Origin of the sequence: Calidifontimicrobium sp. SYSU G02091, from assembly GCF_022631395.1 — a bacterium.
Taxonomy (GTDB): Bacteria; Pseudomonadota; Gammaproteobacteria; order Burkholderiales; family Burkholderiaceae_C; genus Calidifontimicrobium; species Calidifontimicrobium sediminis.
Window position 1 is genome coordinate 1 of record NZ_JALBGB010000039.1, and the last position, 22,390, is coordinate 22,390.

A 22,390-nucleotide genomic window follows, 5' to 3' on the forward strand; every position below is an offset into this window, starting at 1 on the left:
ATCGAGCCGATTCATCTTCGGGAGTTCCAACCCCGCAACATCACCTCACCAACCCAGTGTCCATGCGGCTTGAGGTCGTTTTGCAGGGCTGCCTATATAAGAGATCGGACTACGTGGACGCGCGAGCGCGCTTGTGGTGCAATGCGGGCATGCCCGCGCCGAACGCCGCCGACCCCGCCGGTGCCACGCCGGCGTTCAGCCCGCTGTACCAGCAGATCAAGGCGCTGATCACGCAGTCGCTGCAGGCCGGCGACTGGAAGCCCGGCGAGGTGATTCCGAGCGAGACCGAACTCGCCCAGCGCTTCAAGGTCAGCCAGGGCACGGTGCGCAAGGCGATCGACGAACTCGCCACCGAGAACCTGCTCGTGCGCCGCCAGGGCAAGGGCACCTTCGTCGCCACGCACGCCGAGGCGCAGGTGCAGTACCGCTTCCTGCGCCTGGTGCCCGACGACGGCAGCGCCGAGCGCCTCGAGCGCCGCTTCCTCGACTGCCGGCGGCTGCGTGCGCCGGCGGAGGTCGCCCGCGCGCTGGACCTTCGCAGTGGCGACGCCGTCGTGCAGATCCGCCGGCTGCTGTCGTTTCGCGGCCGCCCCGTCGTGCTCGACGACCTGTGGCTGCCCGGCGCACTGTTCAGGGGGCTGAGCGCCGAGCGGCTGGCCGAGTGGCGCGGCCCGCTGTACCGGCTGTTCGAAAGCGAGTTCGGCGTGCACATGGTGCGCGCCGAGGAGAAGATCCGCGCGGTGGCGGCCGACGACACCGCGGCGGCCCTGCTCGGGTGCGCGCCGGGCGCGCCGCTGCTGAGCGTCGAGCGCATCGCATTCACCTACGGCGACCGGCGCGTCGAGCTGCGCCGCGGTCTGTACGACACGACGAACCACCACTACCGCAACGAGCTGAGCTGAAGAACGCGGTGCCCTTGTCAGGCCCGCGTCGGGCCGCTCCCGTACGCTGCTGCATTGCAATAAACTTCAAAAGTTTCGCGCGACGTGAACGCCGCCTCAGGCACGCCGCCTCAGGCGGGGCGCCGCGCGGCGCACCAGGACGAACCGACATGGCTTCACCTTCCCCGTCTTCTCGCGCGCGGCCGGTCTACCGCAACATCCACGTCACGCAGATCGTCAAATACCGGCTGCCGCCCGCCGGCATCGTGTCGATCCTGCACCGCATCAGCGGCGCGCTGATGTTCGTGCTGCTGCCCTTCGTGATCTGGATGTTCGACGCCAGCGTCTCGTCGCAGGCGTCGTACGACGCGTTCACGAGTGCGTTCGTCGCCGGGATCGGGCCGTTCGCGGGCTGGTTCCTGAAGCTCGTCGTGCTGGCGCTGATCTGGGCTTACCTGCATCACTTCATCGCCGGCGTGCGTCACCTGTGGATGGACATGACGCACAGCGTCAGCAAGGCGCAGGGGCACAGCTCGGCGCTGTTCACGCTCGCGGCGAGCATCGTGCTGACGCTGCTGCTGGGCGCCAAGCTGTTCGGCATCTACTGAGGTCACTGCGATGGCTGTCAACTACGGATCGAAGCGCCTCGTCGTCGGCGCGCACTACGGGCTGCGCGACTGGCTCAGCCAGCGCGTCACGGCGGCGCTGATGGCGCTGTTCACGCTCGTGCTGCTGGTGCAGTTGCTGCTGCCCGGCGAGCTGAACTACGACCGCTGGAGCGGCATCTTCGCCGCCCAGTGGATGAAGCTGCTGACCTTCGTCGTCGTCATCGCGCTGCTGTACCACGTGTGGGTGGGCGTGCGCGACATCTGGATGGACTACGTCAAGCCCGTGGGCGTGCGGCTCGTGCTGCAGGTGCTGACCCTCGTGTGGCTGCTCGGCTGCGCCGGGTGGGCCGTTCAAGTGCTGTGGAGGCTGTAATGCACATCGGAACGTCTCTTCCGCGCCGCAAGTTCGACGTCGTGATCGTCGGCGCCGGTGGCTCGGGCATGCGCGCGTCGCTGCAGCTGGCCGAGGCCGGCCTCAACGTCGCGGTGCTGTCCAAGGTGTTCCCGACCCGCTCGCACACGGTGGCGGCGCAGGGCGGCATCGGTGCCTCGCTCGGCAACATGAGCGAGGACAACTGGCACTACCACTTCTACGACACCGTCAAGGGCAGCGACTGGCTCGGCGACCAGGACGCGATCGAGTTCATGTGCCGCGAGGCGCCGAAGGTGGTCTACGAGCTCGAGCACTTCGGCATGCCGTTCGACCGCAACCCCGACGGCACGATCTACCAGCGCCCCTTCGGCGGCCACACCGCCAACTACGGCGAGAAGCCGGTGCAGCGCGCCTGCGCCGCGGCCGACCGCACCGGCCACGCGATGCTGCACACGCTGTACCAGCGCAACGTGCGCGCGCGCACGACGTTCTTCGTCGAGTGGATGGCGCTCGACCTGATCCGCGACGCCGACGGCGACGTGCTCGGCGTCACCGCGCTCGAGATGGAGACCGGCGAGGTCTACGTGCTCGAGGCCAAGGTCACGCTGCTGGCCACCGGCGGCGCCGGGCGCATCTACGCGGCGAGCACGAACGCCTTCATCAACACCGGTGACGGGCTGGGCATGGCCGCGCGCGCGGGCATCCCGCTCGAGGACATGGAGTTCTGGCAGTTTCACCCGACCGGGGTGGCCGGCGCCGGCGTGCTGCTGACCGAGGGCTGCCGCGGCGAGGGCGCGATCCTGCGCAACGCCAACGGCGAGCGCTTCATGGAGCGCTACGCGCCGACGCTGAAGGACCTCGCACCGCGCGACTTCGTCAGCCGCTGCATGGACCAGGAGATCAAGGAAGGGCGCGGCTGCGGTCCGAACAAGGACTACATCCACCTCGACATGACGCACCTGGGTGCCGAGACGATCATGAAGCGGCTGCCCAGCGTCTACGAGATCGGGCACAACTTCGCCAACGTCGACATCACGAAGGAGCCGATCCCGGTGGTGCCGACGATCCACTACCAGATGGGCGGCATCCCGACCAACATCCACGGTCAGGTCGTCGTGCCACGGGGCGGCGACCCGAACGCGGTGGTGGGCGGCCTGTACGCGGTGGGTGAATGCTCGTGCGTCAGCGTGCACGGCGCCAACCGCCTGGGCACCAACTCGCTGCTCGACCTGCTGGTGTTCGGCCGCGCGGCCGGCAACCACATCGTCGACAGCTTCAAGCGCGCCGACAAGGCGCACAAGCCGCTGCCGAAGGACGCGGTCGACCGCACGCTCGAGCGGCTCGCGCGGCTCGACGCGAGCACGAGCGGCGAGTACGCGCAGGACGTGGCCAACGACATCCGCAAGACGATGCAGCAGCACGCCGGCGTGTTCCGCACGCAGGCGAGCATGGACGAAGGCGTGGTCAAGGTCGCGGCGCTGCGCGAGCGCGTCAAGGCGATCACGCTCAAGGACAAGAGCAAGGTCTTCAACACGGCGCGCGTCGAGGCGCTCGAAGTCGAGAACCTGATCGAAGCCGCGCAAGCGACGATGGTTTCGGCCGCCGCGCGCCGCGAGTGCCGCGGCGCGCACACCGTCAAGGACTACGAGCGCGGCGCCGACGACCCCGACTGCCCGCTCGGCCGCAACGACCGCGAGTGGCTGAAGCACACGCTGTGGTACGCCGAGGGCAACCGCCTCGAGTACAAGCCGGTGCATCTCAAGCCGCTGACCGTCGAGTCGGTGCCGCCGAAGGTCCGCACGTTCTGACCCCGCGCAAGGAATCGAAGTCATGGCCCAGCGCACGTTCCAGATCTACCGCTACGACCCCGACAAGGACGCCAAGCCGTACATGCAGACGCTGCAGGTCGAACTCGACGGCAGCGAGCGCATGCTGCTCGACGCGCTGATGAAGCTCAAGTCGGTCGACCCGACGCTGAGCTTCCGGCGCTCGTGCCGCGAGGGCGTGTGCGGGTCCGACGCGATGAACATCAACGGCAAGAACGGCCTGGCGTGCCTGACCAACCTGCGCACGCTGCCCGACACCATCGTCCTCAAGCCGCTGCCCGGGCTGCCCGTGATCCGCGACCTGATCGTCGACATGACGCAGTTCTTCAAGCAGTACCACTCGATCAAGCCGTACCTCGTCAACGACACGCCGCCGCCCGAGAAGGAGCGGCTGCAGTCGCCCGAGGAGCGCGAGGAGCTCAACGGCCTGTACGAGTGCATCCTGTGCGCGAGCTGCAGCACGAGCTGCCCGAGCTTCTGGTGGAACCCCGACAAGTTCGTCGGCCCGGCCGGGTTGCTGCAGGCCTACCGCTTCATCGCCGACAGCCGCGACCAGGCCACCGCCGAGCGGCTCGACAACCTCGAGGACCCGTACCGGCTGTTCCGCTGCCACACGATCATGAACTGCGTCGACGTCTGCCCGAAGGGGCTGAACCCGACGAAGGCGATCGGCAAGATCAAGGAGCTGATGGTCCGCCGGGCCGTCTGACACGGCGCGACGATGGACGCCTTGCTCGACGCCCGCGAACTCGGCCGCCTGAAGTGGCGCTGCCGCCGCGGGCTGCTCGAGAACGACCTGTTCGTCGAGCGCTTCTTCCGCGAGCACGAGGAGACGATCACGACAAGGCAGGCCGCGGGGCTCGCCGCGCTGATGGACCTGCCGGACAACGACCTGCTCGACCTGCTGCTCGCGCGCACCGAGCCGCACGGTGAGCTCGACCGGCCCGAAGTGCACGAGGTGCTGGCGCTGATGCGGCGCCCGCGCCCGACCGACGACTGACGAAAGGAATTTGCGATGACGCCCTCCGACGTGAAAGCCACCCTGTCGTTCTCCGACGGCAGCCCGAGCATGGAGCTGCCGATCTACAAGGGCACGATCGGCCCCGACGTGATCGACATCCGCAAGCTGTACGCGCAGACGGGCAAATTCACCTACGACCCGGGCTTCCTGTCGACCGCGTCGTGCCAGTCGGCCATCACCTACATCGACGGCGACAAGGGCGAGCTGCTGTACCGCGGCTACCCGATCGAGCAGCTCGCCACGCAGTGCGACTTCCTCGAGGTGTGCTACCTGCTGCTGTACGGCGAGCTGCCCACCGTCGAGCAGCGCGCGAAGTTCTCGAAGACCATCACCAACCACACGATGGTCAACGAGCAGATGCAGTTCTTCCTGCGCGGCTTCCGCCGCGACGCGCACCCGATGGCGGTGATGACCGGCCTGGTCGGCGCGATGTCGGCCTTCTATCACGACAGCACCGACGTCCACAACCCGAAGCACCGCGAGATCGCCGCGCACCGCCTGATCGCGAAGATGCCGACGCTGGTGGCGATGGCCTACAAGTACTCGATCGGCCAGCCGTACATCTACCCGAAGAACTCGCTGAGCTACACCGCGAACTTCATGCGCATGATGTTCGCGACGCCGTGCGAGGAGTACGAACCCAACGACGTGCTCGTGCGCGCGCTCGACCGCATCTTCATCCTGCACGCCGACCACGAGCAGAACGCCAGCACGTCGACCGTGCGCCTGTGCGGCAGCTCGGGCACCAACCCGTTCGCGGCCATCGCCGCGGGCGTGGCCTGCCTGTGGGGCCCGGCGCACGGCGGCGCCAACGAGGCGGCGCTGAACATGCTCGAGGACATCCAGCGCAACGGTGGCGTCGAGAAGATCGGCGAGTTCATCAAGCAGGTCAAGGACAAGAACTCGAGCGTGCGGCTGATGGGCTTCGGCCACCGCGTCTACAAGAACTACGACCCGCGCGCCAAGCTGATGCGCGAGACCTGCCACGAGGTGCTCGGCGAGCTCGGGCTCGAGAACGACCCGCTGTTCAAGCTGGCGATGGCGCTCGAGAAGATCGCGCTCGAGGACGAGTACTTCGTCGCACGCAAGCTGTACCCGAACGTCGACTTCTATTCGGGCATCGTGCAGCGCGCGATCGGCATCCCGGTGAGCCTGTTCACGGCGATCTTCGCGCTCGCGCGCACGGTGGGCTGGATCGCCCAGCTCAACGAGATGATCGGCGACCCCGAGTACAAGATCGGCCGTCCGCGCCAGCTGTTCGTCGGCTCGGCGCCGCGCCAGGTCAAGCCGATCGCCGAGCGCGGCTGAGCTGCCCGCCGGCCGGCCGCCGATTGACCCCGCGCCAGCAAGCTGAGGGTATATACAGTATCCTTACGGCTGACGCAGGTTCGTATCCCTGCCGCCCTCGGAGCAACGAATGGCCAAAGACGAGATCAAGACCCTGGTGGAACCCGACGGCTTGCGCTACAAGTCCAAGGCGCCCGGCTCGCCGTTTTCGGTGGCCGGCGCGTTCGGTGCCGGCACGATGTCGTGCTTCCTGTGCGGCAAGCACCGTCCGCGCTCGATGCTGAAGACGCGCAAGCTGCTCGGCCGCTCGCAGACGGTGTGCGCGCCGTCGTGCAAGGAACTCGAGGCGCAACTGAAGTCCTGACGGCGCCGCGCGCCCGCTGACGATCGCCCCGCCGTGCGCGGGGCGATTGCTTTTTCGGGCGCCGCCTCGGCCCTCAGCCGGCCGCAGCCTCGAAGCCGCTGTCGAAGTGCGCCCGCATCAGCCGCGCGGCAGCCTCGGCGTCGCGCGCCGCGATCGCCGCCATGATCGCGCGGTGCTCGGCCAGCGAGTCGGCCAGCCGGCCCTGCTTGAACAGCGAGTGGTGGCGGCTGAGCTTCATGACCTTGCGCAGATCGGCCACCACCTGCTGGCTCCAGCGGTTGCCGGCGATCTCGAGCAGCGCGCGGTGCCAGCGCTCGTTGGTGGCGAAGAACGCGTCGCGCTGCTGCACGTCGTGCTCGAGCTGCTCGTGCAGCTGCTGCAGGCGCGCGCGCTGCGCGTCGTCGGCGCCGCGCGCGACGGCAGCCGCCGCGTCGCTTTCGAGCAGCGCGAGCACGTGGTAGACCTGCGCGACGTCGTCGCGGCTCATCTCCGTGACGTACGCGCCGCGGCCGAGTTTCATCGTCACCAGACCCTCGACGGCGAGCACTTTCAATGCCTCGCGCAGCGGCGTGCGGCTGATGCCGTACTCGGCGGCGAGCTTCTGTTCGTCGATCCAGCTGCCCGGTGGCAGCTCGCGGGCGAAGATCTGCTGCCGCAGGCGCTCGGCCACGTCTTCGTACAAGGCGCGCCGCACGAAGGGACGCGCGGTCGGCAGGGCGTCGGCGGCGGGCACGGCGGCGGGTGACGTCAGATTGGCGTTGGCTTTGAATTCATAATTATGCATAATTCCGGGGAGCCGGCAACCGCGCCGCCGCGCAGCGCACCCGTCGGCCCGAGCACCGTGCGCGCCGCCTCGAGCGGCGCCTGCCCGTCGAGGAGAACCGCATGACCCCGTCCGATGCCGCCGGCCCCGTCTTCACGCCCGCCACGCTCGAGCAGTGGCTGCGCGCGGCCGCGAAGTCGGCGCCGGGCGGCGACGTCGCCGCGCTGAACTGGGTCACGCCCGAGGGCCTCGTCGTCAAGCCGCTGTACACCGCGGCCGACCTGCAGGGGCTGCCGTACACCGACACGCTGCCCGGCTTCGAGCCCTTCGTGCGCGGCCCGCAGGCGACGATGTACGCGGTGCGGCCGTGGACGATCCGCCAGTACGCCGGCTTCTCGACCGCCGAGGACAGCAACGCGTTCTACCGCAAGGCCCTGGCCGCCGGCGCGCAAGGCGTCAGCGTCGCCTTCGACCTCGCGACGCACCGCGGCTACGACAGCGACCACCCGCGCGTGACCGGCGACGTCGGCAAGGCGGGCGTGGCGGTCGACAGCGTCGAGGACATGAAGATCCTGTTCGACGGCATCCCGCTCGACAAGGTCAGCGTGAGCATGACGATGAACGGCGCCGTGCTGCCGGTGCTCGCCGGCTACGTCGTCGCCGCCGAGGAGCAGGGCGTCGCGCAGGCGCAGCTGTCGGGGACCATCCAGAACGACATCCTCAAGGAGTTCATGGTCCGCAACACGTACATCTACCCGCCGCAGCCGTCGATGCGCATCGTCGGCGACATCATCGAGTACACCGCCAAGCACATGCCGCGGTTCAACTCGATCAGCATCTCCGGCTACCACATGCAGGAGGCGGGGGCCAACCAGGCGCTCGAGCTCGCGTTCACGCTCGCCGACGGCAAGGAGTACGTGAAGACGGCGCTCGCCAAGGGCTTGGACGTCGACGAGTTCGCCGGGCGCCTGTCGTTCTTCTGGGCGATCGGGATGAACTTCTACCTCGAGATCGCCAAGATGCGCGCCGCGCGCCTGCTGTGGTGCCGCATCATGAAGCAGTTCGGCGCGAAGAATCCGAAGAGCCTGATGCTGCGCACGCACTGCCAGACCTCGGGCTGGAGCCTGACGGAACAGGACCCGTACAACAACATCGTGCGCACGACGATCGAGGCGATGGCCGCGGTGTTCGGCGGCACGCAGTCGCTGCACACCAACAGCTTCGACGAGGCGATCGCGCTGCCCACCGAGTTCAGCGCACGCATCGCGCGCAACACGCAGCTGATCCTGCAGGAGGAGACGCACATCACGAACGTGATCGACCCGTGGGCCGGCAGCTACATGATGGAGACGCTCACGCAGCAGATGGCCGACAAGGCGTGGGCGATCATCGAGGAGGTCGACGCGATGGGCGGCATGACGAAGGCTGTCGACAGCGGCTGGGCCAAGCTGAAGATCGAGGCCAGCGCCGCCGAGAAGCAGGCGCGCATCGACAGCGGCAAGGACGTCATCGTCGGCGTCAACAAGTACCGGCTGCCGAAGGAGGAACCGGTCGAGATCCTCGAAGTCGACAACCACAAGGTGCGCGAGCAGCAGATCGCGCGGCTCGCGCGCATCAAGGCCACGCGCGACGGCGCCAAGGTCCGCGCCGCGCTCGCCGCGCTGACCGAGTGCGCGGCCAGCGGTCGCGGTAACCTGCTCGACCTCAGCATCCAGGCGATGCGCGCGCGTGCCACCGTCGGAGAAGTCAGCGATGCCCTCGAACAGGTCTTCGGCCGCCACCGTGCCGACATCCAGAAAGTGACCGGCGTGTACGCCGCGGCCTACGACAGCGCCGAGGGCTGGGACCGGCTCAAGGCCGAGATTGCGCAGTTCGCGAAGGACCACGGCCGCCGCCCGCGCGTGATGATCGCCAAGCTCGGCCAGGACGGCCACGACCGCGGCGCCAAGGTGGTCGCCACCGCGTTCGCCGACCTCGGCTTCGACGTCGACATCGGCGCGCTGTTCCAGACCCCCGAGGAGTGCGCCCGCCAGGCGATCGAGAACGACGTGCACGCGGTCGGCGTCAGCACGCTTGCCGCCGGGCACAAGACGCTGGTGCCGGCGATCATCGAGGAGCTGAAGAAGCAAGGCGGCGACGACATCGTCGTCTTCGTCGGCGGCGTGATCCCTCAGCAGGACTACGAGTTCCTCTACGCCGCCGGCGTCAAGGGCATCTACGGCCCCGGCACGCCGATCCCGGTCAGTGCCAAGGACGTGCTCGAGCGCATCCGCGAAAGCGTCGACGCGCGCTGACGGGCCGACGATGCTCGATGCCGACCAGCAGCTCGTCGACGCCATCGTCGGCAGCACCGGTCCCGCGCAGCGGCGTGCGATCGCCAAGGCGATCACGCTGCTCGAGTCAACGCGCGCCGACCACCGCGAGCGCGCCGACGCGCTGCTCGACGCGCTGCTGCCGCGCGCCGGCGGCGCGCTGCGGCTGGGCATCTCGGGCGTGCCCGGCGTCGGCAAGAGCACGTTCATCGAGGCGCTGGGCCTGTTCCTGATCGCGCGCGGGCACCGCGTCGCCGTGCTCGCCATCGACCCGTCGTCGAGCGTGTCGGGCGGCTCGATCCTCGGCGACAAGACGCGCATGGAGCACCTGTCGCGCGACGAGCGCGCCTACATCCGCCCGAGTCCTTCGGCCGGCACGCTTGGCGGCGTGGCCGAGAAGACGCGCGAGGCGATGCTGGTGCTCGAGGCCGCCGGCTTCGACGTCGTGATCGTCGAGACGGTGGGCGTCGGCCAGAGCGAGACCGCGGTGGCCGGCATGACCGACATGTTCGTGCTGCTGCAGCTGCCCAACGCCGGCGACGACCTGCAGGCGATCAAGAAGGGCGTGATGGAGCTCGCCGACCTCGTCGTCATCAACAAGGCCGACCTCGACGAGACGGCGGCCACGCGCGCACGCGCGCAGATCACGTCGGCGCTGCGACTGTTCGGCATGCACGGCCATCCGGACCACGCGCACCACGACGCCGCCGTGTGGCACCCGCGCGTGCTGCAGCTCAGTGCGCTCAAGGGCCAGGGGCTGGCCGAGTTCTGGGACGCCGTCACGCAGTTTCGCGAGCTGCAGACCGCCAGCGGGCGCCTGGCGCAGCGCCGCGAGCAGCAGACGGTGGCCTGGCTGTGGGAGCGCATCGACGCCGGGCTGAAGGAGCGCTTCCGCCAGCACCCGGCCGTCGCCGCTGCGCTGCCTGGCGCGACGGCCGACGTGCGCGCCGGCCGCGTCGCCGCGTCGGTGGCCGCGCGGCGCCTGCTCGACCTGTTCTACTGACCTTCACGACATCACCCCGCGGAGACGCGTCCATGCACGACATCATCGAACAACTCGAACGCAAGCGCGCCGCCGCGCGTCTGGGCGGCGGCCAGAAGCGCATCGACGCGCAGCACGCCAAGGGCAAGCTCACGGCGCGCGAGCGCCTGTCGCTGCTGCTCGACGAAGGCACGTTCGAGGAGTGGGACATGTTCGTCGAGCACCGCTGCGCCGACTTCGGCATGGCCGACCAGAAGATCCCCGGCGACGGCGTCGTCACCGGCTACGGGATGATCAACGGCCGGCTCGTGTTCGTCTTCAGCCAGGACTTCACCGTCTTCGGCGGCGCGCTCAGCGAAGCGCACGCCGAGAAGATCTGCAAGGTGATGGACCAGGCGATGAAGGTCGGCGCCCCGGTGATCGGGCTCAACGACTCGGGCGGCGCGCGCATCCAGGAGGGCGTCGCGTCGCTCGGCGGCTACGCCGAGGTGTTCCAGCGCAACGTGATGGCCTCGGGCGTGATCCCGCAGATCAGCCTGATCATGGGCCCGTGCGCGGGCGGCGCGGTGTACTCGCCGGCGATGACCGACTTCATCTTCATGGTCCGCGACAGCTCGTACATGTTCGTGACCGGTCCCGACGTCGTGAAGACGGTGACGCACGAGGAGGTGACTGCCGAACAGCTCGGCGGCGCGACGACGCACACGACCAAGAGCGGCGTCGCGGACCTCGCGTTCGACAACGACGTCGAGGCGATCCTGATGCTGCGGCGCTTCTTCAACTACCTGCCGCTGAACAACCGCGAGAAGCCGCCGGTGCGCGCCAGCGGCGACCCGGCCGACCGGCTCGACCACAGCCTCGACACGCTGGTGCCCGACAACCCGAACAAGCCGTACGACATCAAGGAACTGATCGTCAAGGTGCTCGACGACCACGACTTCTTCGAGATCCAGCCCGACCACGCGAAGAACATCGTCGTCGGCTTCGGCCGTCTCGAGGGGCACACGGTGGGCATCGTCGCCAACAACCCGATGGTGCTGGCCGGCTGCCTCGACATCAAGAGCAGCATCAAGGCGGCGCGCTTCGTGCGCTTCTGCGACGCGTTCAACATCCCCGTCGTCACGTTCGTCGACGTGCCCGGTTTCATGCCCGGCACCGCGCAGGAGTACGGCGGCATCATCAAGCACGGTGCCAAGCTGCTGTACGCCTACGCCGAGGCCACCGTGCCCAAGGTCACGGTGATCACGCGCAAGGCCTACGGCGGCGCCTACGACGTCATGAGCTCGAAGCACCTGCGGGGCGACGTCAACTTCGCGTGGCCGAACGCCGAGATCGCCGTGATGGGCGCCAAGGGGGCGGTCGAGATCATCTTCCGCGAGGACAAGGCCGATCCGGCCAAGCTCGCCGCGCGCGAGGCCGAGTACAAGGCGCGCTTCGCGAACCCCTTCGTCGCCGGCGCGCGCGGCTACATCGACGACGTGATCCAGCCGCACGAGACGCGCAAGCGCATCTGCCGCTCGCTCGTGATGCTGCGCGACAAGAAGCTCGAGAACCCGTGGCGCAAGCACGGGAACATTCCCCTGTGAGCGCGGAGACGGTGATGTTCAAGAAGATCCTCATCGCGAACCGCGGGGAAATCGCCTGCCGCGTGATCAAGACGGCGAAGAAGATGGGCATCGCGACGGTGGCCGTCTACTCCGAGGCCGACCGCGACGCGCGCCACGTCGAACTCGCCGACGAGTCGGTGTTCATCGGCGCGGCACCGAGTCGCGAGTCGTACCTCGCGATGGACAAGATCATCGCGGCGTGCAAGGCCACTGGCGCGCAGGCGGTGCACCCGGGTTACGGGTTCCTCTCCGAGAACGAGGAGTTCGCGCGCCGCGTCGAGGAGGAGGGCATCGTCTTCATCGGCCCGAAGCACCACTCGATCGCCGCGATGGGCGACAAGATCGCGTCGAAGAAGCTGGCCCGTGAAGCTGGCGTCAGCACGATCCCGGGCTGGAACGACGCGATCGACACGCCCGAGCAGGCGGTGCGGATCGCGCGCGACATCGGCTACCCGGTGATGATCAAGGCCAGCGCCGGCGGCGGCGGCAAGGGCCTGCGCGTGGCGTTCAACGACCAGGAAGCCTTCGACGGCTTCACGTCGTGCCGCAACGAGGCCAAGGCCAGCTTCGGCGACGACCGCGTCTTCATCGAGAAGTTCGTCGAGGGCCCGCGCCACATCGAGATCCAGGTGCTCGGCGACGCGCACGGCAACGTCGTCTACCTGTGGGAGCGCGAGTGCAGCATCCAGCGCCGTCACCAGAAGGTGATCGAGGAGGCGCCGAGCCCCTTCATCAGCGACGCGACGCGCAAGGCGATGGGCGAGCAGGCCGTCGCACTCGCGAAGGCGGTGAAATACCAGAGCGCGGGCACGGTCGAGTTCGTCGTCGGCCGTGACCAGAGCTTCTACTTCCTCGAGATGAACACGCGGCTGCAGGTCGAGCACCCGGTCACGGAGTGCATCACCGGGCTCGACCTCGTCGAGCAGATGATCCGCGTGGCTGCCGGCGAGAAGCTCGGCTTCGGGCAGGACGAGGTGCGCCGCCGCGGCTGGGCGATCGAGTGCCGCATCAACGCCGAGGACCCGTTCCGCGGCTTCCTGCCCTCGACCGGGCGGCTGGTGCGCTACCAGCCTCCGCCGACGACGATGGAGGCCGCGCTGCCGGTGCCCGAAGGCGGCGGCGTGCGCGTCGACACCGGCGTCTACGAGGGCGGCGAGATCCCGATGCACTACGACTCGATGATCGCCAAGCTGATCGTGCACGGCCTCGACCGCGACGACGCGATCGCGAAGATGCGCGACGCGCTCAACGCGTTCGTGATCCGCGGCATCGCGAGCAACATCCCGTTCCAGGCCGCGCTGCTCGCGCACCCGAAGTTCGTCGCCGGCGACTTCGACACCGGCTTCATCGCGCAGCATTACCCGCAGGGCTTCCGTGCCGAGGACGTGCCGCACGACGACCCCGACTTCCTCGTCGCGCTGGCTGCGGCCGTCCACCGCACCTACCGCAAGCGCGCGGCGATGATCAGCGGCCAGCTGCCGGGCCACACGCTGAAGATCGGCCACGCCTACGTCGTCGTCGTCAAGGGCGCAGGCGGCGAGCACGCGTACCACCCCGCCGAGGTCCACGTCGCCGACGGCGCGATGCGCGTGGCGGTGGGCGGCAAGACCTACGTCATCGCCAAGGACTGGACCTTCCGCGACATCCGCGCACGCGGCACCTGCAACGGCCAGCCGTTCACGGCGCAGGTCGAGCGCCGCGGGCTGTGGCTCAAGATCTCGCACAACGGCCGCGCGATCGACGCGATGGTGCTGCTGCCGCACGCGGCCGAGCTGCTGCGGCTGATGCCGCACAAGCCGCCGCCGGACATGAGCAAGTTCCTGCTGTCGCCGATGCCGGGGCTGCTCGTCGACATCGCGGTGCAGCCGGGCCAGACGGTGCAGGCCGGCCAGCGGCTGGCGACGATCGAGGCGATGAAGATGGAGAACATCCTGACCGCCGCGCAGGACGGCACCGTCGCCGAGCTGCTCGCCAGCAAGGGCGAGAGCCTGGCCGTCGACCAGCCGATCCTGCGCTTCGCCTGAACCTACCTGGAGACATCGTGAGTCTCGATACCGTTCCGACGCTGCCGGTGCACCTGCATCGCCGCAGCAACCCCGGCACGTCCGCCGCCGGCCCCGTGTCGTCGTGGACCGCCGCGCAGGTCGAAGCGCTGATGTCACGCCCTTTCATGGACCTCGTGCACGAGGCGCATGCAGTCCACCGTGAATATTGGCCGGCGCTCGACATCGAGCTCGCGTCGCTGCTGTCGGTCAAGACCGGCGGCTGTCCCGAAGACTGCGCCTATTGCCCGCAGTCGGTGCACCACGCCACCGGCGTGAAGGCGACGAAGCTGATGGAGCCCGACGAGGTCGTCGCTGCGGCGCGCGCCGCGCAGGCCGCCGGTGCGACCCGCTTCTGCATGGGTGCTGCCTGGCGCAGCCCCAATGACCGTGACCTGGCCAAAGTCGCCGAGCTCGTCCGCGCGGTGCGATCACTGGGTCTGGAGACCTGCGCCACGCTGGGCATGCTGGATGCGGGGCAGGCCGCAGTGCTGAAGGACGCCGGGCTCGACTACTACAACCACAATCTCGACACGTCGCCGGACCACTACGGTGCGGTGATCACCACGCGCAGCTACGACGAACGCCTCGCCACGCTGGCGCACGTCCGTGCTGCCGGCATCAAGGTGTGCTGTGGAGGCATCGTCGGCATGGGAGAGACGCGGGCGCAGCGCGCGGCGCTGATCGCGCAGCTCGCGAGTCTCGATCCACCACCCGAATCGGTGCCGGTGAACAACCTCGTACGCGTCGGCGGCACGCCGCTGGCCGACCAGCCGCCGGTGGATCCCTTCGAAATCGTGCGCGTGATTGCCGCGGCGCGCATCACGATGCCGCGCTCGCGCGTGCGTCTGTCGGCCGGGCGGCGCGAAATGGGCGATGCCTTACAGGCGCTGGCCTTCATGGCAGGTGCCAATTCCATCTTCTACGGCGACAGGCTGCTCGTGACCGGCAACGCCGACGCCAGGGACGACCGTGCGCTGCTGGCACGCCTGGACCTGCCGACCACTGCCGAGGCCCGCCCATGACACTACCGCGCCCTTTCCGCATCCTCGGCATCCAGCAGATCGCGATCGGCGGTCCCGACAAGCAGCGCCTGAAGGCGCTGTGGGTCGACGTGCTCGGGCTCGAGGTCAGGAGCACGTTCGTCTCCGAGCGCGAGAACGTCGACGAGGACATCTGCGCGCTCGGCCGCGGGCCGACCGCCGTCGAGGTCGACCTGATGCAGCCGCTCGACCCCGACAAGAAGCCCGCGGTGCACACGACGCCGCTGAACCACGTCGGCCTGTGGGTCGACGACCTGCCGAAGGCCGTCGCGTGGATGACGGCGCGCGGTGTGCGCTTTGCGCCCGGCGGCATCCGCAAGGGCGCCGCCGGCCACGACATCTGCTTCGTCCACCCGAAGGGCAACGACGAGTTCCCGCTCGGCGGCGAGGGCGTGCTGATCGAGCTCGTGCAGGCGCCGCCGGACGTGATCGCCGCGCTGGGCTGATCAGACCAGCCCGGTGACGGGCACCGCCGCGCCGTGCACCGCGCGCGCGGCGTCGCTGGCGAGGAAGCCGATCACGTCGGCGAGCGCGTCGGTCGCGACCCAGCGCGAGAAGTCGGCGTCGGGCATCGCGGCGCGGTTGTCGGGCGTGTCGAGGATCGTCGGCAGCACGCAGTTGACGCGCACGCCGCGCTCGCGCAGTTCGGCCGACATCGACTCGGTCAGCCGGATCACGCTCGCCTTCGACGCCGCGTACGCGCCCATCAGCGCGCCGCCGCGCAGCGCGCCCCAGGCGCCGACGTTGACGATCGCCCCGCGGCCGGCAGCGAGCATCGGCGGCACGGCGGCGCGGCACATGTTCAGCAGCGTGCGCGCGTTGAGGTCGAACAGCAGGGTCCACGTCTCGTCGCTCGTCTCGTGGACGGCCTCGCCCATGCGGAAGCCGCCGGCCACGTTGGCGAGCACGTCGATGCGGCCGAACCGTGCCAGCGCCGCCTGCACCACCGCGGCGGCCTGCGCGGCGTCGCGCAGGTCGGCCGGGGCGAACAGCAGGCGGTCGTGCTCGTCGCCGTGCGCCTGCGCGAGGCGGGGGCGGTCGACGTCGACGAGGACGAGGCGTGCGCCGCGCGCCGCGAAGTGGCGCGCCACCGCGCGCCCGAGGTGGCCGGCCGCGCCGGTCGCCACCACCACCTGGTGTTCGAAGTCCATGCCTGCGTCTCCCGCGGTTGCGATGGCGCGATTGTCGGCGCCGCTGCGCCGCGCCGGCCGTGCTGCGACAATACCCGGTTCGAGGAACCCGGCCATGACGATCGCGCGCACGCTGTACGACAAGCTCTGGGACGAACACGTCGTCCGCACCGAGGACGACGGCACCGCCATCCTCTACATCGACCGCCACCTCGTGCACGAGGTCACGAGCCCGCAGGCGTTCGAGGGGCTGCGCCTCGCGGGGCGCAAGCCGTGGCGCGTGAGCTCGATCGTCGCCACCGCCGACCACAACACGCCGACCACCGGCTGGGAGCGCGGCTACGACGGCATCGCCGACCCGATCAGCCGGCAGCAGATCGTCACGCTCGACGCGAACATCAAGGCCTTTGGCGCCGCGGCGTACTTCCCGTTTCTCGACAAGCGGCAGGGCATCGTGCACGTGATCGGCCCCGAGATCGGCGCGACGCTGCCGGGCATGACGGTCGTGTGCGGCGACAGCCACACCAGCACGCACGGCGCGTTCGGCGCGCTCGCGCACGGCATCGGCACGAGCGAGGTCGAGCACGTGCTGGCCACGCAGACGCTGCTCGCGAAGAAGGCGAAGAACATGCTCGTGAAGGTCGAGGGCACGCTTGCGCGCGGCTGCACCGCGAAGGACATCGTGCTCGCGATCATCGGCAAGATCGGCACCGCCGGCGGCACCGGCTACACGATCGAGTTCGCCGGCTCGGCGATCCGCGCGCTCAGCATGGAAGGGCGCATGACGGTGTGCAACATGGCGATCGAGGCCGGCGCGCGCGCCGGGCTCGTCGCGGTCGACGACAAGACGATCGACTACGTCAAGGGGCGCCCGTTCGCGCCGACCGGCGTCGAGTGGGAGCAGGCCGTCGCATACTGGCGCACGCTGCACTCGGACCCGGGCGCGAAGTGGGATGCCGTCGTCGAACTCGACGCGAGCCAGATCCGCCCGCAGGTCACGTGGGGCACGAGCCCCGAGATGGTCGTCTCGATCGAGGACCGCGTGCCCGATCCCGACAAGGAGAAGGACGCCAACAAGCGCAACGCGATCGAAGCCGCGCTGCGCTACATGGGGCTCGAGCCGAACAAGCCGATCGCCGACATCCGCATCGACAAGGTGTTCATCGGCTCGTGCACCAACAGCCGCATCGAGGACCTGCGCGACGCCGCCGCCGTCGTGCGCAAGGTCGGCGGGCGCATCGCGCCGAACGTCAAGCTCGCGATGGTCGTGCCCGGCTCGGGCCAGGTCAAGGCGCAGGCCGAGCGCGAGGGCCTGCACGAGGTGTTCAAGGCGGCCGGCTTCGAGTGGCGCGAGCCCGGCTGCAGCATGTGCCTGGCGATGAACGTCGACCGCCTCGAGCCCGGCGAGCGCTGCGCGAGCACGAGCAACCGCAATTTCGAGGGCCGCCAGGGCGCGGGCGGCCGCACCCACCTCGTCAGCCCGGCGATGGCCGCCGCGGCGGCGCTGGCCGGGCACTTCGTCGACGTGCGCCGCATCGCCTGAACGAAAGGACGACGATGAGCAAGCTGTGGATCACGCTGGCCGCGCTGGCGGCCGTCATCGGGCTGAGCGCCTGCAACACGATCGAGGGCCTGGGCAAGGACCTCTCGCGCGCCGGCGACAAGATCGAAGAAGCGGCGAAGAAGAAGTAAGGGACGGCGTGGAACCTTTCACCGTGCACCAGGGGCTCGTGGCCCCGATCGACCGCGAGAACGTCGACACCGACGCGATCATCCCGAAGCAGTTCCTCAAGTCGATCAAGCGCTCGGGCTTCGGCCCGAACCTGTTCGACGAGTGGCGCTACCTCGACCGCGGCGAGCCGGGGCAGGACCCGGCCACGCGCAAGCCGAATCCGGACTTCGTGCTCAACCAGCCGCGCTACCAGGGCGCGTCGATCCTGCTCGCGCGCAAGAACTTCGGCTGCGGCTCGAGCCGCGAGCACGCGCCGTGGGCGATCCAGCAGTACGGCTTTCGCGCGCTGATCGCGCCGAGCTTCGCCGACATCTTCTTCAACAACTGCTTCAAGAACGGGCTGCTGCCGATCGTGCTGCCCGAGTCGCAGGTCTCGCAGCTGTTCGACGAGGTCGCGGCGTTCCCCGGCTACACGCTGACGATCGACCTGCCGCGGCAGGTCGTCGTCAAGCCCGACGGCACCGAGTGGCCGTTCGACGTGCAGCCGTTTCGCAAGCAGTGCCTGCTCAACGGCTGGGACGACATCGGCCTGACGCTGCGCCACGCCGACGAGATCCGCGCCTTCGAAGCCGAGCGGCTCGCGAAGATGCCGTGGCTCGCCAACCGCCTGGTCGGCTGAAAGGACACCCGATGAAGATCGCGATCCTGCCGGGTGACGGCATCGGCCCCGAAATCGTTGCCGAGGCGGTCCGCGTGCTGCGCGCGCTCGAGCTGCCGCTCGAGATGGAGACCGCGCCGGTGGGCGGCGCCGCCTACGAGGCGCATGGACACCCGCTGCCCGAGTCGACGCTCAAGCTCGCGCAGGCCGCCGATGCCGTGCTGTTCGGCGCCGTCGGTGACTGGAAGTACGACAGGCTCGAGCGCCCCCTGCGCCCCGAGCAGGCGATCCTCGGACTGCGCAAGCACCTGGGGCTGTTCGCCAACCTGCGCCCGGCGATCTGCTACCCGCAGCTGACGCATGCGTCGAGCCTGAAGCCCGAGCTCGTCGCCGGGCTCGACATCCTGATCGTGCGCGAGCTGACCGGCGACATCTACTTCGGCCAGCCGCGCGGGCGCCGCACCGCGCCCGACGGCGCGTTCGCCGGCGCGCCCGAGGCGTTCGACACGATGCGCTACAGCCGCCCCGAGATCGAGCGCATCGCGCACGTCGCGTTCCAGGCCGCGCGCAAGCGCGGGAAGAAGGTGACGAGCGTCGACAAGGCCAACGTGCTCGAGACATTCCAGTTCTGGAAGGACGTCGTCACCGAGGTCCACGTGCAGTACCCCGACGTGCAGCTCGAGCACATGTACGTCGACAACGCGGCGATGCAGCTCGTCAAGGCGCCCAAGGCGTTCGACGTCATCGTCACCGGCAACATGTTCGGCGACATCCTGTCGGACGAAGCGGCGATGCTGACCGGCTCGATCGGCATGCTGCCCTCCGCGTCGTTGGATGCGAACAACAAGGGCCTGTACGAGCCCAGCCACGGCAGCGCGCCCGACATTGCCGGCAAGGGTGTCGCGAACCCGCTGGCTACAATCCTGTCCGCCGCCATGATGCTTCGCTACTCGCTCGCCCAGCCCGAAGCCGCCGACCGCATCGAGCGGGCGGTGCAGGCCGTGCTCGCCGCGGGCTTGCGCACCGGCGACATCTGGAGCGAGGGCACGACGCGGGTCGGCACGCGCGAGATGGGTGACGCCGTGGTCGCGGCGATCACCGGCAAAACCATTACGAAGAGCTAGCCGCTCTCGGATCGTCTCGCCCCCACCTCCTGGACCCCGGCGATGCGAGCCGGAGCACCGAGGGGTCCGGATCACACTGGAAAGGCAAGACTGAGATGGCTACTTCGCAAGCACCGCTGGTCGGCATCGTCGGCTGGCGCGGCATGGTCGGCTCCGTGCTGATGGAGCGCATGCGCGCCGAGCGCGACTTCGACCTCATCGAGCCGCTGTTCTTCTCGACGTCGAACGCCGGCGGCGCCGCGCCGGCGATGGCCAAGAACGAGACGACGCTGCGCGACGCGCACGACATCGACGCGCTCAAGCGCTGCGACATCGTCATCACCTGCCAGGGCGGCGACTACACGACCGAGGTGTTCCCGAAGCTGCGCGCCGCCGGCTGGAACGGCCACTGGATCGACGCGGCGAGCACGCTGCGCATGAAGGACGACGCCGTCATCGTCCTCGACCCGGTCAACCTGCCGGTGATCAAGAACGCGCTCGCACGTGGCGGGCGCAACTGGATCGGCGGCAATTGCACCGTCAGCTGCATGCTGATGGGCGTCGGCGCCCTCTACAAGGCCGGGCTCGTCGAGTGGATGAGCACGATGACGTACCAGGCCGCCAGCGGCGGCGGCGCGCAGCACATGCGCGAGCTGCTCGCGCAATTCGGCACGCTCCACGCCGAGGTCGAGGCGCTGCTCGACGACCCGGCCAGCGCGATCCTCGAGATCGACCGCCGGGTGCTGGCGCGCCAGAAGGCGATGACGGCCGACGAGACGGCCAACTTCGGCGTGCCGCTGGGCGGCTCGCTGATCCCGTGGATCGACAAGGACCTCGGCAACGGTGTCAGCCGCGAAGAGTGGAAAGGCATGGCCGAGACGAACAAGATCCTCGGCCAGGGCGAGGGCTTCGGTACCCCCGCGGTGCCGGTCGACGGCTTCTGCGTGCGCGTCGGTGCGATGCGCTGCCACTCGCAGGCGCTGACCTTCAAGCTGAAGAAGGACGTGCCGGTCGCCGACCTCGAGGCGATGATCGCCGCCGACAACGAGTGGGTGAAGGTGGTGCCCAACACGCGCGAGGCCACGCTGCAGCACCTGACCCCGGTGGCCGTGACCGGCACGATGACGATCCCCGTCGGGCGCATCCGCAAGCTCGCGATGGGGCCAGAATACGTCGGCGCGTTCACGATCGGCGACCAGCTGCTGTGGGGGGCGGCCGAGCCGCTGCGGCGCATGCTGCGCATCCTGCTGGAGGCCTGACGGGGCGCGCAGCGTGCCGCGAGGGGCGGCGCGACGGGCGTTCGGCCACGAGAAACGTGACAAATACAGGCCGAAACGCGACTTTGGCTGAGGCTCATCGCCGATATGCTTGATTTCGCGGCGGTTTCGGCCGATCGACAATGGCCGCCCGGGGACTAGACTGGGCGCCGGCGGACCCTCGACGGTCCGCACAGACACGTTGGGAGAGGCTTTGAACGTCAGTCCTGTCAAGACAGGGCGTTTCGCCCTGAAGAGCGTGGCGGCGGCAGCCTTGTGCGTCCTGGCCTCCGGGTCGTGGGCGCTCGGGCTGGGGCGGCTGCAGGTCCAATCGGCGCTGGGCGAGACGCTGCGCGCGGAGATCGACGTCACCAGCCTGACGCCCGACGAGGCGGCGTCGCTGCAGGTGCGCGTCGCGCCGCCCGAGTCGTACCGCGCCGCGGGCCTCGACTACAACGCGGTGCTGCCGAGCACGCGCGCGACGCTGGTGCGCCGTCCCGACGGCCGCGCGGTGTTGCGGCTGACGAGCGACCGCCCGGTGCAGGAGCCGTTCGTCGACGTCATCCTCGAGATGACGTGGGCCAGCGGCCGCCTGGTGCGCGAGTACACGCTGCTGCTCGACCCGCCGCGCGTGATGCCGGCGCCGCCGGTGCAGGCCACGGCGCCTGCCGCGACGTCGCCCGTCGCGCCGTCGGCGCAGCCCGCAGCGCCGGTGGCCGCCGCACCGGCACCCGCCGCGGCGCCGCCTGCACCTGCCGCGCCGGCGCGCCGTCCCGCAGCGGCGGCGCCACAGCCCCCCTCTGCGGCGCGTGCCACCGCGCAGGCCGAGCCGGCAGGCCAGGTCACGGTGCGTGCGGGCGACACGCTCAGCGCGATCGCGCAGCGCCACGCCACCGGCGGCGTGTCGCTCGAGCAGATGCTGGTGTCGCTGTACCGCGCCAACCCGCAGGCCTTCATCCAGAACAACATGAACCTGCTGCGCGCAGGCGCCGTGCTGTCGGTGCCTGGCGCCGATGTCGCGTCTCAGGTCTCGCGCGACGAGGCACTGCGCACGATCCGGGCGCAAAGCGACGACTTCAACGCCTACCGTCAGCGTCTGGCGGGCATCGCGCCGAAGGTCGGCACCGACGAGCCGGGGCAGCGCGCCGCCGGCCGCGTGCAGGCCCGGGTCGAGGACCGCACCCCCACCGCCGCCGCCGAGGACCGGCTCAAGCTGTCGCAGGGGGCGGTGCAGCCGAGCGCGCCCGAAGCCCGCGTCTCGCGCGAGGCGGAGCAGCGCGACACGTCGACGCGCGTGGCCGAACTGCGCCGCAACGTCGAAGAACTCGAGCGTCTGCAGCAGGCCGCGCGGCCCGCGGCGCAGGCGCCTGCCGCTTCGGCGCCTGCGCCGGCGGCCGCATCGGACCCCGCCGCCGCGGCGTCGGCCCCCGCACCCGTCGCCGCCGCGCCGGCTTCGGCGCCT

At 69.6% G+C, this 22,390-nt stretch carries 22 protein-coding genes; 20 read left to right on the forward strand and 2 right to left on the reverse strand.

Annotated elements, in window-relative coordinates; all coding sequences use genetic code 11:
• Positions 1-149 precede the first annotated feature (149 nt).
• The 8 genes from MOJ79_RS17055 (at position 150) to MOJ79_RS17090 (ending at position 6,360) form a co-directional block, all read left to right on the forward strand.
• Entirely contained in the window at positions 150-902 is a 753-nt protein-coding gene (locus MOJ79_RS17055) for a GntR family transcriptional regulator (RefSeq protein WP_241925234.1), read from the forward strand.
• Between the two features lie 149 nt (positions 903-1,051).
• The gene (sdhC, locus tag MOJ79_RS17060; RefSeq protein ID WP_119286817.1) at positions 1,052-1,489 is read left to right on the forward strand and encodes a succinate dehydrogenase, cytochrome b556 subunit; all 438 of its coding nucleotides are present in this window, start codon (positions 1,052-1,054) and stop codon (positions 1,487-1,489) included.
• A gap of 10 nt (positions 1,490-1,499) precedes the next feature.
• Positions 1,500-1,862, forward strand: coding sequence for a succinate dehydrogenase, hydrophobic membrane anchor protein (sdhD, locus tag MOJ79_RS17065; RefSeq protein WP_119286815.1), 363 nt, complete (start codon positions 1,500-1,502; stop codon positions 1,860-1,862).
• On the forward strand, positions 1,862-3,670 hold the full coding sequence (gene sdhA / locus MOJ79_RS17070) for a succinate dehydrogenase flavoprotein subunit (RefSeq protein ID WP_241925235.1): 1,809 nt from the start codon (positions 1,862-1,864) through the stop codon (positions 3,668-3,670). Before sdhD ends, sdhA begins: the two co-directional genes overlap by 1 nt.
• A 22-nt stretch (positions 3,671-3,692) precedes the next feature.
• Positions 3,693-4,397, forward strand: a complete 705-nt coding sequence (locus tag MOJ79_RS17075; protein WP_119353405.1) for a succinate dehydrogenase iron-sulfur subunit — start codon at positions 3,693-3,695, stop codon at positions 4,395-4,397.
• 12 nt (positions 4,398-4,409) lie between these two features.
• A complete protein-coding gene (locus MOJ79_RS17080) occupies positions 4,410-4,688 on the forward strand; it encodes an FAD assembly factor SdhE (protein ID WP_119286809.1) in 279 nt (92 codons plus the stop codon).
• A gap of 15 nt (positions 4,689-4,703) precedes the next feature.
• Positions 4,704-6,017 carry a citrate synthase gene (locus MOJ79_RS17085; RefSeq protein WP_119286807.1) on the forward strand — a complete coding sequence of 438 codons (1,314 nt, stop codon included), beginning with the start codon at positions 4,704-4,706 and terminating at the stop codon, positions 6,015-6,017.
• Positions 6,018-6,126: 109 nt separating this feature from the next.
• Complete coding sequence (locus MOJ79_RS17090; RefSeq protein ID WP_119286805.1) at positions 6,127-6,360, forward strand: hypothetical protein; 234 nt, start codon at positions 6,127-6,129, stop codon at positions 6,358-6,360.
• Between the two features lie 73 nt (positions 6,361-6,433).
• Here the strand turns inward: MOJ79_RS17090 and MOJ79_RS17095 are convergent, their stop codons facing one another.
• Positions 6,434-7,093 carry a GntR family transcriptional regulator gene (locus MOJ79_RS17095; protein ID WP_241925236.1) on the reverse strand — a complete coding sequence of 220 codons (660 nt, stop codon included), beginning with the start codon at positions 7,091-7,093 and terminating at the stop codon, positions 6,434-6,436.
• A 152-nt stretch (positions 7,094-7,245) separates the two neighbouring features.
• Between MOJ79_RS17095 and scpA the strand changes: the two genes are divergently transcribed.
• The 6 genes from scpA to MOJ79_RS17125 are packed head-to-tail and all read left to right on the forward strand — an operon-like array spanning position 7,246 to position 15,555.
• Positions 7,246-9,417 (forward strand): methylmalonyl-CoA mutase, encoded by a 2,172-nt coding sequence (gene scpA, locus MOJ79_RS17100; protein ID WP_241925237.1) that lies wholly within the window; start codon positions 7,246-7,248, stop codon positions 9,415-9,417.
• A 10-nt stretch (positions 9,418-9,427) separates the two neighbouring features.
• A complete protein-coding gene (gene meaB, locus MOJ79_RS17105; RefSeq protein ID WP_241925238.1) occupies positions 9,428-10,438 on the forward strand; it encodes a methylmalonyl Co-A mutase-associated GTPase MeaB in 1,011 nt (336 codons plus the stop codon).
• Between the two features lie 32 nt (positions 10,439-10,470).
• A complete protein-coding gene (locus tag MOJ79_RS17110; RefSeq protein WP_241925239.1) occupies positions 10,471-12,003 on the forward strand; it encodes an acyl-CoA carboxylase subunit beta in 1,533 nt (510 codons plus the stop codon).
• A 14-nt stretch (positions 12,004-12,017) separates the two neighbouring features.
• A complete protein-coding gene (gene accC / locus MOJ79_RS17115) occupies positions 12,018-14,048 on the forward strand; it encodes an acetyl-CoA carboxylase biotin carboxylase subunit (RefSeq protein ID WP_241925240.1) in 2,031 nt (676 codons plus the stop codon).
• Between the two features lie 14 nt (positions 14,049-14,062).
• A complete protein-coding gene (gene bioB / locus MOJ79_RS17120) occupies positions 14,063-15,091 on the forward strand; it encodes a biotin synthase BioB (protein ID WP_442863142.1) in 1,029 nt (342 codons plus the stop codon).
• Positions 15,088-15,555: a VOC family protein gene (locus tag MOJ79_RS17125; protein ID WP_241925241.1), complete on the forward strand. Its 468-nt coding sequence runs from the start codon at positions 15,088-15,090 to the stop codon at positions 15,553-15,555. The genes bioB and MOJ79_RS17125 overlap by 4 nt, the downstream gene beginning before the upstream one ends.
• Here MOJ79_RS17125 and MOJ79_RS17130 read toward each other — a convergent pair whose 3' ends face one another.
• Positions 15,556-16,260, reverse strand: coding sequence for an SDR family NAD(P)-dependent oxidoreductase (locus MOJ79_RS17130; protein WP_241925242.1), 705 nt, complete (start codon positions 16,258-16,260; stop codon positions 15,556-15,558).
• Positions 16,261-16,360: 100 nt separating this feature from the next.
• On the opposite strand from MOJ79_RS17130, the gene leuC reads away from it, so the two are divergent.
• From leuC to MOJ79_RS17160, 6 genes are all read left to right on the forward strand, one after another.
• Positions 16,361-17,782: a 3-isopropylmalate dehydratase large subunit gene (gene leuC, locus MOJ79_RS17135; protein ID WP_241925248.1), complete on the forward strand. Its 1,422-nt coding sequence runs from the start codon at positions 16,361-16,363 to the stop codon at positions 17,780-17,782.
• Positions 17,783-17,796: 14 nt separating this feature from the next.
• Complete coding sequence (locus MOJ79_RS17140) at positions 17,797-17,931, forward strand: entericidin A/B family lipoprotein (protein WP_119286792.1); 135 nt, start codon at positions 17,797-17,799, stop codon at positions 17,929-17,931.
• An 8-nt stretch (positions 17,932-17,939) separates the two neighbouring features.
• The gene (gene leuD / locus MOJ79_RS17145) at positions 17,940-18,590 is read left to right on the forward strand and encodes a 3-isopropylmalate dehydratase small subunit (RefSeq protein WP_241925243.1); all 651 of its coding nucleotides are present in this window, start codon (positions 17,940-17,942) and stop codon (positions 18,588-18,590) included.
• Positions 18,591-18,601: 11 nt separating this feature from the next.
• Positions 18,602-19,693 (forward strand): 3-isopropylmalate dehydrogenase, encoded by a 1,092-nt coding sequence (leuB, locus tag MOJ79_RS17150; protein WP_241925244.1) that lies wholly within the window; start codon positions 18,602-18,604, stop codon positions 19,691-19,693.
• Positions 19,694-19,788: 95 nt separating this feature from the next.
• A complete protein-coding gene (asd, locus tag MOJ79_RS17155) occupies positions 19,789-20,931 on the forward strand; it encodes an aspartate-semialdehyde dehydrogenase (RefSeq protein WP_241925245.1) in 1,143 nt (380 codons plus the stop codon).
• A gap of 271 nt (positions 20,932-21,202) precedes the next feature.
• A partial coding sequence (locus MOJ79_RS17160) for a type IV pilus assembly protein FimV (RefSeq protein WP_241925246.1) occupies positions 21,203-22,390 on the forward strand: 1,188 nt, incomplete at its 3' end.

Coding starts and splice junctions, on each gene's coding strand:
- MOJ79_RS17055 (WP_241925234.1), top strand. CDS start 150: ATGCCCGCGCCGAACGCCGCCGACCCCGCCGGTGCCACGCCGGCGTTC.
- sdhC (WP_119286817.1), top strand. CDS start 1,052: ATGGCTTCACCTTCCCCGTCTTCTCGCGCGCGGCCGGTCTACCGCAAC.
- sdhD (WP_119286815.1), top strand. CDS start 1,500: ATGGCTGTCAACTACGGATCGAAGCGCCTCGTCGTCGGCGCGCACTAC.
- sdhA (WP_241925235.1), top strand. CDS start 1,862: ATGCACATCGGAACGTCTCTTCCGCGCCGCAAGTTCGACGTCGTGATC.
- MOJ79_RS17075 (WP_119353405.1), top strand. CDS start 3,693: ATGGCCCAGCGCACGTTCCAGATCTACCGCTACGACCCCGACAAGGAC.
- MOJ79_RS17080 (WP_119286809.1), top strand. CDS start 4,410: ATGGACGCCTTGCTCGACGCCCGCGAACTCGGCCGCCTGAAGTGGCGC.
- MOJ79_RS17085 (WP_119286807.1), top strand. CDS start 4,704: ATGACGCCCTCCGACGTGAAAGCCACCCTGTCGTTCTCCGACGGCAGC.
- MOJ79_RS17090 (WP_119286805.1), top strand. CDS start 6,127: ATGGCCAAAGACGAGATCAAGACCCTGGTGGAACCCGACGGCTTGCGC.
- scpA (WP_241925237.1), top strand. CDS start 7,246: ATGACCCCGTCCGATGCCGCCGGCCCCGTCTTCACGCCCGCCACGCTC.
- meaB (WP_241925238.1), top strand. CDS start 9,428: ATGCTCGATGCCGACCAGCAGCTCGTCGACGCCATCGTCGGCAGCACC.
- MOJ79_RS17110 (WP_241925239.1), top strand. CDS start 10,471: ATGCACGACATCATCGAACAACTCGAACGCAAGCGCGCCGCCGCGCGT.
- accC (WP_241925240.1), top strand. CDS start 12,018: ATGTTCAAGAAGATCCTCATCGCGAACCGCGGGGAAATCGCCTGCCGC.
- MOJ79_RS17125 (WP_241925241.1), top strand. CDS start 15,088: ATGACACTACCGCGCCCTTTCCGCATCCTCGGCATCCAGCAGATCGCG.
- MOJ79_RS17130 (WP_241925242.1), bottom strand. CDS start 16,260: ATGGACTTCGAACACCAGGTGGTGGTGGCGACCGGCGCGGCCGGCCAC.
- MOJ79_RS17140 (WP_119286792.1), top strand. CDS start 17,797: ATGAGCAAGCTGTGGATCACGCTGGCCGCGCTGGCGGCCGTCATCGGG.
- leuB (WP_241925244.1), top strand. CDS start 18,602: ATGAAGATCGCGATCCTGCCGGGTGACGGCATCGGCCCCGAAATCGTT.
- asd (WP_241925245.1), top strand. CDS start 19,789: ATGGCTACTTCGCAAGCACCGCTGGTCGGCATCGTCGGCTGGCGCGGC.